The 13933-nt window shown below is 70.1% G+C and carries 9 protein-coding genes; 5 read left to right on the forward strand and 4 right to left on the reverse strand.

Translation table 11 applies throughout. The annotated features are described in order from the left end of the window. Positions 1–86: 86 nt before the first annotated feature. The 3 genes from ACZ43N_RS11980 to ACZ43N_RS11990 all read right to left on the reverse strand — a co-directional run bounded on the left by ACZ43N_RS11980 (position 87) and on the right by ACZ43N_RS11990 (position 3548). Entirely contained in the window at positions 87–959 is an 873-nt protein-coding gene (locus ACZ43N_RS11980; RefSeq protein ID WP_468096921.1) for a hypothetical protein, read from the reverse strand. A gap of 183 nt (positions 960–1142) precedes the next feature. Continuing rightward, positions 1143–2234 (reverse strand): metallophosphoesterase, encoded by a 1092-nt coding sequence (locus ACZ43N_RS11985; RefSeq protein WP_468097085.1) that lies wholly within the window; start codon positions 2232–2234, stop codon positions 1143–1145. A 201-nt stretch (positions 2235–2435) separates the two neighbouring features. Then, positions 2436–3548, reverse strand: coding sequence for a LacI family DNA-binding transcriptional regulator (locus ACZ43N_RS11990; RefSeq protein ID WP_468096922.1), 1113 nt, complete (start codon positions 3546–3548; stop codon positions 2436–2438). Positions 3549–3948: 400 nt separating this feature from the next. Between ACZ43N_RS11990 and hisC the strand changes: the two genes are divergently transcribed. The 5 genes from hisC (at position 3949) to ACZ43N_RS12015 (ending at position 12716) form a co-directional block, all read left to right on the forward strand. Next, the gene (hisC, locus tag ACZ43N_RS11995; protein ID WP_468096923.1) at positions 3949–5028 is read left to right on the forward strand and encodes a histidinol-phosphate transaminase; all 1080 of its coding nucleotides are present in this window, start codon (positions 3949–3951) and stop codon (positions 5026–5028) included. 262 nt (positions 5029–5290) lie between these two features. Further along, positions 5291–6799 (forward strand): cytochrome ubiquinol oxidase subunit I, encoded by a 1509-nt coding sequence (locus ACZ43N_RS12000; RefSeq protein ID WP_468096924.1) that lies wholly within the window; start codon positions 5291–5293, stop codon positions 6797–6799. Positions 6800–6819: 20 nt separating this feature from the next. After that, on the forward strand, positions 6820–7824 hold the full coding sequence (cydB, locus tag ACZ43N_RS12005) for a cytochrome d ubiquinol oxidase subunit II (protein ID WP_468096925.1): 1005 nt from the start codon (positions 6820–6822) through the stop codon (positions 7822–7824). Positions 7825–7932: 108 nt separating this feature from the next. Next, the gene (cydD, locus tag ACZ43N_RS12010; RefSeq protein WP_468096927.1) at positions 7933–11427 is read left to right on the forward strand and encodes a thiol reductant ABC exporter subunit CydD; all 3495 of its coding nucleotides are present in this window, start codon (positions 7933–7935) and stop codon (positions 11425–11427) included. 215 nt (positions 11428–11642) lie between these two features. Next, entirely contained in the window at positions 11643–12716 is a 1074-nt protein-coding gene (locus tag ACZ43N_RS12015; protein ID WP_468096928.1) for a peptidoglycan DD-metalloendopeptidase family protein, read from the forward strand. A 133-nt stretch (positions 12717–12849) separates the two neighbouring features. Here the strand turns inward: ACZ43N_RS12015 and ACZ43N_RS12020 are convergent, their stop codons facing one another. Beyond that, entirely contained in the window at positions 12850–13719 is an 870-nt protein-coding gene (locus tag ACZ43N_RS12020; RefSeq protein WP_468096929.1) for an HAD family hydrolase, read from the reverse strand. Between the last annotated feature and the right edge of the window lie 214 nt (positions 13720–13933).

A 13933-nucleotide genomic window follows, 5' to 3' on the forward strand; every position in this document is an offset into this window, starting at 1 on the left:
GGTCGCCCTCATCACGGGTGGTCAGGCCGGGCGTCGGGCGGCCGCCGGCCCCGGTGGGCACCGGGCGGCGGCTCGGTCCCGACGCGTCACTCCGGCTGGTGCTCGGGGCCGCCGAAGTCCGGGCTGCTGAAGTCCGGGCTGGTGAAGCTGGGGCGGGAACCGGACGAGCCGCTGCCGGGGCTGGTGAAGTTGGGTCGGTTGTAGCCGAGATGCGGCATGCGGCTGGGTGGGGTCGGCCGGTCCCTTTCGCCCAGCACCGCCGGGTCCGGGTGGGCGAGGGCGTCCCGGAGGAAGGGCAGGATGCCGCGCTGCAGGAGGGCCTCACGCCAGGCCTCCTTGGCGCGGGCCACCTCTTCGATCAGTTCGTCGCGTGCTCCACGGTCCTCCAGGGCGGTGGAGCCGTTGCGCAGGGCGGTGATCAGGAGGCCGACCGCGGCCACGAGGATCGCCGCCGCCGTGATCGCGCCGAAGACCCATCCGGTGGTGATCAGGGTCTCGGCGATCGCCCGCTCGGGCTCGAGCACCTTCATGATGTAGCCGACGAGCAGGAAGATCACCGCGGCGGTTCCGGCGAGGACGGGGGCGAGCACGGCGGCCACGGCGCCCGCGCCGGCTCCGGCGGCATCGCCGACCTCACCCATGGCGGCCACGAGGCCGACCGCCGTCCCGTCGGGCTCCGTGGAGCCGGACGCCGTGCCTCCGGACGCTGTGCGGGCCGGTGGCGGATTGCGCAGTTCGTCGCGGGCCTTGACGTAGTACTCGTACTCGGCCGCCGCGGCCGCCGTGATGATGGCCGTGGCGTTGAGAGCCATGGTGCGTAGTTGTTCGGGGTTGAGCCGCTGCAGGCCGGCGGCGAATTCCGGGCGGTACGGTGCGGAGCGCAGCGCCTCGCCGAGGATCCGCTCGTACTCCTGGCGGTCCTCACTGAGCAGGTGCTGCGGAACGCTGTTCATGTGCATCCCCCGATGCTCCGTAGGGCTTGTGGCTCGGCATGCTGACGAGCCGTCGGGCAGAAACGGAGGGGAGCCTGCTACGGATAAGCCGATGGTAGAGCGGTCACGGCGGGCGGTGACAGGGGGTTTGAAGAAATTGGACCCCGGCCGGCGAACTCTTTCGACCGAGGGCGTCGGCCCGCCGCGGGGTCAGCGCTGCAGCGGGAGTTGCTGGACCAGCAGCTTTCCGGCCATCGTCACGCCGCCGTCCATGGCGACGGCCAGACCGTCCGCGTAGACGTACGGCCCTTCGACCGAGGGGCCCGCTCCGTCCTCGCCGTCCTCCGAGCCGACCTCGCCCAGGAGGTACGGGATGGGGCTGTGGCCGTGGACGATGCGGGTGCCGCCGTAGATGTCGAGCAGGGAGCGCACGGCGTCGGCGCCACCCTCGTCGCGGAAGGAGAAACGCCGGGTGAACTTGCGGAAGAGGTCCCAGACTTCGTCCGGGTCGTTGCGGGTGATCGTCTCGCGGATGGTGTCGTTGACCGCCTCGATGGAGTCGCCGTAGTCGCGGTAGGCGGTCGTGTCGGAGTGCACCAGGAGGTGGCCGTCGACCTCCTCCATGGCGTCGAGGCGGGCCATCCACTGCAGGTGGTGGTCCTGGAGACGGTCCATGTCGGTCTTCTGGCCGCCGTTGAGGAGCCAGGCCGCCTGGAAGGTGGCGGTGCCCGCGCCCGAGTTGACGGGTGTGTCGCCGAAGCGCTTGGCGCCGAGCAGCAGCAGCTCGTGGTTGCCCATGAGGGCCTTGCAGTAGCCGCCGGCCGCCGCGGCCTCGGCGGACAGGCGCATCACGAGATCGATGACTCCGATGCCGTCCGGGCCGCGGTCGGTGAAGTCGCCGAGGAACCAGAGTCGGGCGGTGCCCGCCGACCAGCTGCCCGCGGCGTCGACGAGGCCCTTCTCCCGCAGAGCGCCCATGAGCTCGTCCAGGTAGCCGTGGACGTCGCCGACGACGAACAGCGGACCCGGCCCGGCGGTGGACGGCTCGCCGGCCGCGGCCTCCGGATCGATGGTCACCTGAAGCGTGTCACCCCGGTTGATCACCGGAAGGTCCCGCTGGGTGGGTGTGTACCCCTCGGGGTACTCCATGGTGTCGGCGGGATCACCACTCTGTCCGGGCTGCGTGGTGTGCCCGTACGGACCGGCCTCGTGGACGTACGCGGGCACACGGAAATCGCGCACCGTCGGCGTCCGCACCTCGGGTCCCTGACCGGCCCCCTGAGTCATCGACCCCTCCACCACCATCGCGCCGCATCTGCACCGCATCGGACTGCCTGGTCGCAGCGGCCCGCGGTGTCGTCCGCCCATCATAGGAATGCGGATCGCGCCATGTGATGACCCAGGGGTGGTGAAATGGCGCGGGGCCCCGGTTCACCGCGGTTTTCTCCCGAATTGGGCGGGGCTCGTCCCGCCCAATTCGTGTCCGGGCCCTCAGGTCGGGCGTCAACCCTCGTCAGGTGATCGTGGCGGGCTGACCGTCGTGCGCGGCGAACGCCGCTCGGACGAGGTCCGCACGATCAGTTCCGTCGGTATCACCTGCTCCACCGGTTGGTCCGATTCGACGCCCTCGATGGCGTCGATGAGGAGCTGGACCACCGCCGTGCCGATCCGGCGCGGCTTCAGCGAGAGCGTGGTGATCGGCGGCTCGGTGCTGGCGTACACGGCGGACTCGCTGCAGCACACCAGGAGCAGGTCTTCCGGGACGCGCAGGCCGTACCGCCGGGCCGCTGCGAGAAGATCGGTGCCGTTCGGGTCGAAGAGGCCGTAGACCGCGTCCGGGCGGTCGGGCCGGGCCAGCAGGCGGTCGGCGGCCACGGCGCCGGCGCACGGATCGTGCGCCGGATAGGCCTCGTACACCGGATCCTGGCCCACGCGCTCGCACCAACGCAGGTACGCGGTCGTCGAGAGATGGGTGTACGTGTCCGTCGTCGTGCCCGTGAGGAGGCCGATCCGGCGGGCGCCGGCGTCGGCGAGGTGGTCGAGGATGCCGAGGACCGCGGCCTCGTGGTCGTTGTCGACCCACGCGGTGACCGGCAGCGCGCCGGCCGGGCGGCCGTCGGAGACCACCGGTAATCCCTGGCGGACCAGTTCGCTGACCACCGGGTCCTGGTCGGACGGGTCGATGACCACGGTGCCGTCCAGGGCCACGTTGGACCACACGTCGTGGCGCGAGGTCGCGGGAAGGATGACCAGGGCGTAGCCCCGGGCGAGTGCGGCCGAGGTGGCCGCTCGCGCCATCTCCGCGAAGTACGCGAACTCGGTGAAGGTGAAAGGTTCATCCCCGTACGTGGTCACGGTCAGGCCGATGAGGCCGGACTTGCCCGTTCTCAGGGTTCGGGCCGCCGCCGAGGGGCGGTAGCCAAGTCGGTCGGCGACCTCGCGTACATGGCGTCGGGTGGCGTCCGGGAGCCGGCCCTTGCCGTTGAGGGCGTCGGAAACGGTCGTGATGGAGACCCCGGCGGCGGCGGCCACGTCTCGGATGCCCGCCCGGCCCGACCGGCTGCCTCGGCGGGGAGTTTCCGCCCGGCTCACCTGGTGCTTCCCTGCTGCTGTCATGGCGAGCCGATAGTAGGGCTCATGCGGTGGGGTAGTGCGGACGCATATGCACCCGTTGACAGAGACGTTTCTGCAAGGTCAACCATGTCCAATTGCCTTGGAATGCAAGGGAGTTGAACGATCCAATGTCAGTACGCTACTTGTCGGCACGCATGAGCCTGCCAAGTAGCTCATGTCTCGAAGAGGTCTCAACTCACCTGCACGGGGGATGCGCGCCACGGCGCGAGCCACCGGCGCGTGCGTTTATGAGCAGCGCGCCCCCTGATTCGTACACCTTCGTGTGCTGATGCCCGTGATGCTGGTGGTACGGCAGTGACGGGGCCTGGTTGCCGACAGCCCATTCGCAGGCGCGCCGAATCCTCATAAGGTGAGAAGCATTACGTCGACGAGGAGGACTGCGGTGAGCGAGACGAGCCCCAAGCTGCGAGCCGAGCTGGAGGGTATTCCCACCTACAAGCCCGGCAGGCCGGCCGCGGCGGGCGGTCCGGTGGCGTACAAGCTGTCCTCCAACGAGAACCCCTATCCGCCGCTGCCCGGTGTGCTGGAGAGCGTGACCGGGGCGGCCACGTCGTTCAACCGGTATCCCGACATGGCGTGCACCGGGCTGATGAACGAGCTCTCGGACCGCTTCGGGGTGCCGCTCACACACCTGGCCACGGGCACGGGCTCGGTGGGTGTCGCCCAGCAACTGATCCAGTCGACGGCGGGGCCCGGCGACGAGGTCATCTACGCCTGGCGGTCGTTCGAGGCGTACCCGATCATCACGCAGATCAGCGGGGCGACGTCCGTGCAGGTGCCGCTGACGTCGGGCGACGTGCACGACCTGGACGCGATGGCGGACGCGATCACCGACCGGACCCGGCTGATTTTCGTCTGCAACCCCAACAATCCGACGGGGACGGCTGTCCGCCGGGCCGAGCTGGAGCGGTTCCTCGACCGGGTGCCCGGGGATGTGCTGGTGGTGCTGGACGAGGCGTACCGCGAGTTCGTGCGCGATGTAGAGGTGCCGGACGGTGTGGAGTTCTACCGTGAGCGGTCGAATGTCTGTGTGCTGCGGACCTTCTCCAAGGCGTACGGGCTCGCAGGGCTCCGGGTGGGCTTCGCGATCGCTCACGAGCCGGTGGCGGCCGCCCTGCGCAAGACGGCTGTGCCGTTCGGGGTGAGCCAGCTCGCCCAGGACGCGGCGGTCGCCTCGCTGCGCGCCGAGGACGAGCTGCTCGGGCGGGTGGGCACGCTGGTCTGCGAGCGCAACCGGGTGGTCGAGTCGCTGCGCGGCCAGGGCTGGACGGTGCCCGACACCCAGGCGAACTTCGTGTGGCTGCGGCTGGGGGAGCGCACCGTCGACTTCGCCACCGCGTGCGAGGAGGCCGGCGTGGTCGTGCGGCCCTTCCCGGGTGAAGGTGTCCGGGTGACGATCGGCGAGGACGAGGCGAACGACATCTTTCTGAAGGTGACGGAGGAGTTCCGCAAGGAGCTCTAGTCTTCGGCGGCTTTGAAGGACGTGGGCCCGAGGTTCCCCCTCGGGCCCTTTTTGCGTTCGATCATGAGGCTGACGTGCGCGTTTGTACTCAAGGGCCCTTCGGCGCGGGAATAGGGACCCCCCGCCCCTCCAGACCCGAACGGGTATGCGGCATAATTGCTTGTGAATGTGAACGCTTTCACAAGCGCGTCCCGGTTGTCCCGTGATGTACGGAACGGGCGGGGCAGACTGCCGCAGTGCCACGGCATGTAAGGAGAACGACGTGGACCTCGCTCTGGCGCCGGAGACACTGGCGCGATGGCAGTTCGGCATCACGACCGTCTACCACTTCCTCTTCGTCCCGCTCACAATCTCGCTCGCCGCGCTCACAGCCGGCCTGCAGACCGCGTGGGTGCGCTCGGGGAAGGAGAAGTACCTCAAGGCCACCAAGTTCTGGGGCAAGCTCTTCCTGATCAACATCGCGATGGGCGTCGTCACGGGCATCGTGCAGGAGTTCCAGTTCGGCATGAACTGGTCCGACTACTCGCGCTTCGTCGGCGATGTCTTCGGAGCCCCCCTCGCCTTCGAGGCGCTGATCGCCTTCTTCTTCGAGTCCACCTTCATCGGACTGTGGATCTTCGGCTGGGACAAGCTGCCCCAGAAGATCCATCTTGCCTGCATATGGATGGTCTCCATCGGCACGATCCTGTCGGCGTACTTCATCCTCGCCGCCAACTCGTGGATGCAGCACCCCGTCGGCTACCGCATCAACGAGGACAAGGGCCGTGCCGAGCTCACCGACTTCTGGCTGGTCCTGACCCAGAACACGGCACTCACCCAGGTCTTCCACACCCTCTCGGCGGCCTTCCTCACCGGCGGCGCCTTCATGGTCGGCATCGCCGCCTTCCACCTGGCCCGCAAGAGGCACATCCCGGTGATGAAGACGTCGCTGCGGCTCGGCCTGGTCACCGTGATCGTCGGCGGCATGCTCACCGCGATCAGCGGCGACCTGCTGGGCAAGGTCATGTACGAGCAGCAGCCCATGAAGATGGCCGCCGCCGAGGCCCTCTGGGACGGCGAGGCACCCGCGCCCTTCTCGGTCTTCGCCGTCGGTGACGTCGACGAGGGCCACAACAGGGTCGCCATCGAGATCCCGGGTCTGCTCTCCTTCCTGGCCAAGGACGACTTCAGCTCGTACGTCCCCGGCATCAACGACGTCAACAAGGCCGAGCAGGAGAAGTACGGGCCCGGCGACTACCGGCCCAACATCCCCGTCGCCTACTGGGGCTTCCGCTGGATGATCGGCTTCGGGATGGCGTCGTTCGCCCTCGGCATCGTCGGGCTCTGGCTGACCCGCAAGAAGTTCCTCCTCCCCCAGCATCTGAGGGTGGGTGACGACGAGGTGCCGCATCTGGCGCTTCTGCCGGGCAAGGCTCTCGGCCCGACCCCCACCACGTGGTACTGGCGGATCGCGATCCTCACCATGGGCTTCCCCTTGATCGCCAACTCCTGGGGCTGGATCTTCACCGAGATGGGTCGCCAGCCGTGGGTCGTCTACGGAGTGCTGCGGACCCGCGACGCGGTCTCCCCCGGTGTCTCGCAGGGCGAGGTCCTCACGTCGATGATCGTCTTCACCGCGCTGTACGCGATCCTGGCCGTCGTCGAGGTCAAGCTGCTGGCGAAGTACGTCAAGGCCGGGCCGCCCGAGTTGACGGAGGCCGACCTCAACCCGCCCACGAAGATCGGCGGCGACTCCCGGGACGCCGACAAGCCGATGGCCTTCTCCTACTAGGCCGAGGGAGCTGCACAGTCATGGAACTTCACGACGTCTGGTTCGTCGTCATCGCGGTCCTGTGGATCGGCTACTTCTTCCTGGAGGGCTTCGACTTCGGGGTCGGTGTCCTCACCAGGCTGCTCGCGCGGAACCGGCCGGAGAAGCGGGTCCTCATCAACACCATCGGACCTGTCTGGGACGGCAACGAGGTATGGCTCCTCACGGCAGGTGGTGCGACCTTCGCCGCCTTCCCCGAGTGGTACGCCACACTCTTCTCCGGCTTCTACCTGCCACTGCTGCTCATCCTGGTCTGCCTGATCATTCGCGGTGTCGCCTTCGAGTACCGGGCGAAGCGGCCCGAGGAGAAGTGGCAGCGCAACTGGGAGACGGCGATCTTCTGGACCTCGCTGCTGCCCGCCTTCCTGTGGGGTGTGGCCTTCGCCAACATCGTGCGAGGCGTCAAGATCGACCGCGACTTCGAGTACGTGGGCAGTGTCGTCGACCTGCTGAACCCATACGCCCTGCTGGGCGGCCTGGTCACGCTGACGCTGTTCACCTTCCACGGGACGGTGTTCGTCGGGCTGAAGACCGTCGGGGACATCCGCGAACGGGCGCGGACGCTGGCGCTGCGCGTCGGGGTCGTGACGGCGGGGCTGGCGCTGCTGTTCCTCCTGTGGACGCAGGTCGAGAAGGGCGACGGCCCTTCTCTGGTGGCGTTGGTCGTGGCGGTTGCCGCGCTCGTGGCCGCGTTGGTCACCGTTCGGGCCGGCCGTGAGGGCTGGGCGTTCGCTCTGTCCGGGCTCACCATCGTGGCTGCCGTGGCGATGCTCTTCCTGACGCTCTTCCCGAACGTCATGCCGTCCTCGCTGAACGAGGAGTGGAGCCTGACGGTCACCAATGCCTCGTCGAGCCCGTACACCCTGAAGATCATGACATGGTGCGCGGCGGTCGCCACGCCGATCGTGATGCTGTACCAGGGGTGGACGTACTGGGTGTTCCGCAAGCGGATCGGCACGCAGCACATCGCCGAGCCGGCGCACTGAGCCTGGGCCGGGAGGTGCGTTTCGCGATGTTTCACGTGAAACGCGCCTCCTTCAGTCAAAGGGGCGTGTTTCACGTGAAACATGCTCGCTGAGAAGAGGGTGTTTCACGTGAAACCGATCGACCCGCGGCTGTTGAGGTACGCCCGCGCGACCCGGCTCTTCCTGGCGGCGGTCGTCGGCCTGGGTGCCGTCGGGGCCGCGCTCGTCATCGCCCAGGCGATGCTCATCGCCGAGGTGGTGGTCGGTAGCTTCCAGCACGGGATGACCGTCGGTGAACTCCGCACCCCGCTGCTGCTGTTGGTGGCCGTCGCCGCGGGACGGGCCGCTGTCGCGTGGCTCACCGAGCTGGCTGCCCACCGTGCGAGTGCCGCCGTGAAGTCGGAGCTCCGAGGCCGGCTCCTCGGTCGAGCCCTGATGCTCGGGCCCGGCTGGCTCAGCGGCCAGCGCACGGGGTCACTGGTCGCCCTCTCCACGCGCGGCGTCGACGCGCTCGACGACTACTTCTCCCGCTATCTGCCGCAGTTGGGCCTCGCGGTGGTGGTGCCCGTGGCGGTGCTCACGCGGATCGTCACCGAGGACTGGGTGTCGGCGGCGATCATCGTCGGCACCCTGCCCCTGATCCCGATCTTCATGGTGCTCATCGGCTGGGCCACGCGTGCGCAGATGGATCGCCAGTGGCGCCTGCTGTCCCGGCTCTCGGGGCACTTCCTCGACGTCGTCGCCGGACTTCCGACGCTCAAGGTGTTCGGCCGGGCCAAGGCACAGGCCGAGTCGATCAAACGGATCACCGGCGAATACCGGCAGGCGACCATGCGGACGCTGCGGATCGCCTTCCTGTCGTCCTTCGCGCTGGAACTGCTGGCGACGATCTCGGTGGCGTTGGTCGCGGTCACCATCGGCATGCGGCTCGTGCACGGCGAGATGGATCTGTACATCGGGCTCGTCATCCTCATCCTGGCGCCGGAGGCATATCTGCCGCTTCGCCAGGTCGGCGCCCAGTTCCATGCGGCCGCCGAAGGGCTCGCGGCGGCCGAGGAGATCTTCGAGGTCCTGGAGACACCGGTCCCGGCGTCCGGCACCGGCGCCGTTCCGCTCTCCGGTGACGTCCGCTTCGAGGGGGTGACCGTCCGATACCCGGGGCGTTCGTACGACGCCGTCTCCGACGTGTCCTTCACGGTCGCGCCCGGGGAGACGGTGGCGCTCGTCGGACCGAGCGGCGTGGGCAAGTCCACCCTCCTGAACGTTCTGCTCGGATTCACCAAGGCCACCGCGGGCACCGTGTCGGTCGGGGGAGCCGATCTCGCCTCGCTCGAGGTGGAGCAGTGGCGCTCGCGCATCGCCTGGGTCCCACAGCGCCCGCACCTGTACGCCGGGTCGATCGCCGAGAACGTACGGCTGGCCCGACCGGACGCGGACGACGCGGCGGTGCGGCGGGCGCTGGCCGATGCCGGAGCGCTTCCGTTCGTGGACGCGCTGCCTGCCGGGGCCGACACGGCGCTCGGGGAGGACGGCGCCGGTCTCTCCGCCGGTCAGCGGCAGCGGCTCGCCCTAGCCCGGGCCTTCCTCGCCGACCGTCCCGTTCTGCTCCTCGACGAGCCGACGGCCTCCCTGGACGGGGAGACCGAGGCTGAGGTCGTGGAGGCGGTGCGGCGGCTGGCCGTGGGCCGGACCGTCCTCCTGGTGGTGCACCGGCCGGCGCTGCTCGAGATCGCGGACCGGGTGGTACGGCTGGAGGAGGCCATGGCACCCGCCGCGGGGCCCTCCGCCGACCGTGTGGAAGCCGTTGCGCCCCGTCGGCCGGACAAGCCGGCAGCAGCGGCCGCGGTGCCTTCGGCGTGCCTCCCGCTTGAGCGGCGGGGTGGAGTACTGACCCGCGTCCGTCGTATGGCCGGACCCCGCCGAGGTCGCCTCGCTCTCGCCCTGCTGCTCGGCAGCCTCGCCCTCGGCAGCGCCGTCGGACTGATGGCGACGTCCGGGTGGCTGATCTCGCGGGCCTCGCAGCAGCCTCCGGTGCTGTATCTGATGGTCGCGGTGACGGCCACGCGGGCGTTCGGCATCGGGCGGGCCGTGTTCCGGTACGCGGAGCGGCTGGTGTCGCACGACGCCGTGCTGAGGATGCTGGCGGACACAAGGGTGGCCGTCTACCGGCGGCTGGAGCGGCTGGCGCCCGCCGGGTTGCGCACGACACGGCGAGGCGACCTGCTCTCGCGGCTCGTCGCCGATGTGGACGCGCTGCAGGACTACTGGGTGCGCTGGTTGCTGCCGGCCGGGGCGGCGGTGGCCGTGTCCGCCGCCTCCGCCGGGTTCACCGCCTGGCTGCTGCCCGAGGCCGGGGCCGCCCTCGCCGTCGGGCTGCTCGCCGCCGGGGCCGGGGTGCCGCTGGTGACCGCGGCTGTGGCCCGGCGGTCCGAACAGCGGCTGGCCCCCGCTCGCGGTGTGCTGGCCACCCGTGTGACCGACCTGCTGACCGGCACCGCCGAGCTGGCGGTCGCGGGTGCGCTGCCCGCTCGGACGGCGGAGGCCATGCGGGCGGACCGGGTGCTCACCCGGATCGCCTCACGCGCCGCCACCGCCACCGCGATCGGTGACGGTCTGACCGCGCTGATCTCGGGGCTCACCGTCGCCGCCACGGCGCTGCTGGGAGCGCGGGCGGTCGTCGACGGGCGGCTGAGCGGCGTGGCCATGGCGGTCGTCGTGCTCACCCCGCTCGCCGCGTTCGAGGCGGTGCTCGGGATGCCGCTCGCAGCGCAGTTCCGCCAGCGGGTGCGCAGGAGCGCGGAGCGGGTGTACGAGGTCCTGGACGCCCCCGACCCCGTACGTGAACCGGAGCGGCCCGTGAAGCCGCCGGTGTCACCGTTCCCCTTGCGACTCGAAGGGCTCGGGGCCCGGTACACGGGGCAGGAGCGGGATGCCCTCGCCGGGCTGGACCTCACCCTCGAACAAGGACGGAGGGTCGCCGTGGTCGGTGTCTCGGGGGCGGGCAAGACGACGCTCGCCCAGGTGCTGCTGCGGTTCCTGGACGCGCGTGAAGGGTCGTACACGCTGGGCGGTGCGGACGCCTACACGCTCGACGGGGACGACGTACGACGATTCGTCGGGCTGTGTGCCCAGGACGCCCACCTCTTCGACAGCTCCGTGCGTGAGAACCTGCTGCTGGCCCGCAAGAACGCAGGCGAGGAGGAGTTGAGGGACGCGCTCGCGCGGGCGCGACTGCTCGACTGGGTCGACGGGCTGCCCGACGGGCTGGACACGTTGATCGGTGAGCACGGGGCGCGGTTGTCCGGCGGTCAGCGTCAGCGGCTGGCTCTCGCCCGGGCGCTGCTGGCCGACTTCCCGGTCCTCGTCCTGGACGAGCCCGCGGAACACCTCGACCTGCCGACGGCCGACGCGCTCACCGCGGATCTGCTGGCCGCGACCGAGGGCCGGACGACGCTGCTGATCACCCATCGGCTGGCCGGACTGGAGGCCGTGGACGAGGTCGTCGTCCTGGCGGAGGGGCGTGTCGCGCAACGCGGGACGTACGCCGAACTGGTCTCGGCGGACGGGCCCTTGCGGGCGATGGTCGAGCGGGAGACGGCAAGTCAGCTGCTGGTCAGGGTCTGAGCGCTTTTCTCCGCGCCCAGGTCACGAAAGCTGTCGCGGGGCTGGTGCCACGTCAGGTGCCTTGTGGGCGAGGGGCTTACGCAAGGATTTGCACCGAATGCGCCGGTACCGTGCCCCTGTTCGGACCAGTCGTCCTGGTCCATCCAGGGCAGGGTGTCCCCCGGCTGGACTCCCCCGACATGACCGCGGTCCTCGCCGGGCGACACGATCGCGGCATGCGTTCACTTCGCCGACATCGGGTGCTCGTCGCCGTGCTGCTGTGTGCCGCCGTGGTTCTCGCGGCTCGGCCGACGGCCGCCGAGAGCGGCGACAGCGGCGTCGAGGGCACGGTCTTCGCCGCCGGTGACGCCGGGATCAGTGCCCAAGTGGCGTGGCTTTTCGAGGAAGCGGCTGTGGCGACGCAGCAGTACGAGGCCGGGCGGAAGGCAGCGGAGAGGCAACGGGCACAGGTGCGGCGGCTGGAGACGCTGCTCGGACGGGAGCGGAAGCAGCTTGCCGCACTCAATGCCGACCTCGGCCGGATCGCCCGCGCCCAGTACCGCGAGGGCGGCGGGATGCCGTACACGGCGCAGATGCTCCTCGCGGACGACCCCGACGAACTCATGCGGGGGCAGCGAGCCGGACGGCAGGCCGATCTGGCGCTCGACAAGGCGGTGACGAAGAGCCGGCGCGCCGAGGCGCGGTTCGCGGCGGGCGAGGCGAGAGCCGCGACGGCCTGGCGGAGGCTGGAGGAGCGGAACACGGAACTCGGCGAGATCAAGCGGGACATCCAGCGGAAACTCGAAGAGGCCCAGTGGACCCTCCAGGGGCAGGCCGACGCCGCCGTCGCGGCCGGCGCCTGCCAGGGCGCCGTCCGCCTGGACCAGCCGAACACGGGCGGCTTCGGCCCATGGGTCACACCCGTGGAGTCGTACGAGCTCTCCGCGAGCTTCGGCAGCGGTGGGGAGCGCTGGTCCAGTCGGCACACCGGACAGGACTTCGCGGTACCCATCGGCACGCCGGTGCGGGCGGTCGGCGAAGCGCGGGTGGTGAAGGTGTCGTGCGGCGGCGCCTTCGGCATGGAGGTCGTTCTCCAGCACCCGGACGGCTACTACACCCAGTACGCGCACCTGGCCGCCGTCACAGTCGACCAGGGCGAACGGGTGACGCCCGGCCAGTGGATCGGTCAGTCGGGCACCACCGGGAACTCCACGGGGCCGCATCTGCACTTCGAGGTACGGGTCACGCCGGAGCTGGGGTCGGGCGTGGACCCCGTGCCATGGCTGCTGGAGCACGGGGTGCGGCTGTAGCGGGGCTTGTGCTGCGGCCGTAGCGGGGCTTGTGCTGCGGACCTCGGTGGCGGGGGATGGGGGCGCGGGCGGGCTCCGGCCGGAGCGCGACTCCCGCGGTTGCTGGGGTCTCGCCTGCCGCGCCCGCCCCTGCTTACAGCCGTTCCGCCAGCAGGCGCTCGATGACGACCGCGACGCCGTCCTCGTTGTTGGCGACGGTTCGGCCGGAGGCGGCCGCGACGACCTCCGGGTGTGCGTTGCCCATGGCGTACGACTGCCCGGCCCAGGTGAGCATCTCGACGTCGTTCGGCATGTCTCCGAAGGCGACGACCTCCTCGTGTGAGATGCCACGCTCGGCGCAGCACAGGGCGAGGGTGCTGGCCTTGGAGACGCCCGGGCCGCTGATCTCCAGCAGGGCGCTGGGACTGGACCGGGTGATGGTGGCGCGGTCGCCGACGGCGATGCGGGCGGTGGCGAGGAAGTCGTCGGGGTCGAGCGAGGGGTGGTACGCGAGGATCTTCAGCACCGGCTCGTGGTCGGCGACACCACCCGGGGCCAGCAGCTTCTCGGCCGGCGCGAGGATGTCGGGGATCTCCATGTGGAGCTTCGGGTACTCGGGCTCCTGGTTGAAGCCGTACGTCTGCTCGACCGCGTAGACCGTGCCCGGCGCGGCATCGCGCAGCAGCCTGACGGCGTCGAGCGCGTTCTCCCGCGCCAGTTCGCGGACCTTGACGAAACGGTGGGCGCCGGGGCCACCGTGCAGGTCGACGACGGCCGCTCCGTTTCCGCAGATCGCGAGGCCGTGGCCGTGGACGTGCTCACTCACGACGTCCATCCAGCGGGCCGGGCGGCCGGTGACGAAGAAGACCTCGATGCCGGCCTGCTCGGCGGCCGCCAGGGCGGCGACCGTACGGGAGGAGACGGACTTGTCGTCTCGGAGCAGGGTGCCGTCGAGGTCCGTGGCTATCAGCCGCGGCGGGACGGTCGGGGCCGGGGTCTCGGGCTGTCTCGTCGCTGAGGTCACGGACCCCATTGTCGCGCACATATGTGCACGGCCGTGCGAGCGCCCGCACAGGTGTGTGATGACTGGCCTATGCACTTGTCTCGACCTGCCGGTCCGTCGCCGTGACCTTCCCGGTCACGGCGACGGAAAGGAAGGGTGGGGAAAAGTGGGGGAAGCACCCCCCGGGGCGGGGTTGGAAAAACTCTCCTTCCTTGGCGAGGGCAGAGCACGGAGT

The sequence above is a fragment of the Streptomyces sp. NPDC030814 genome, assembly GCF_055572155.1.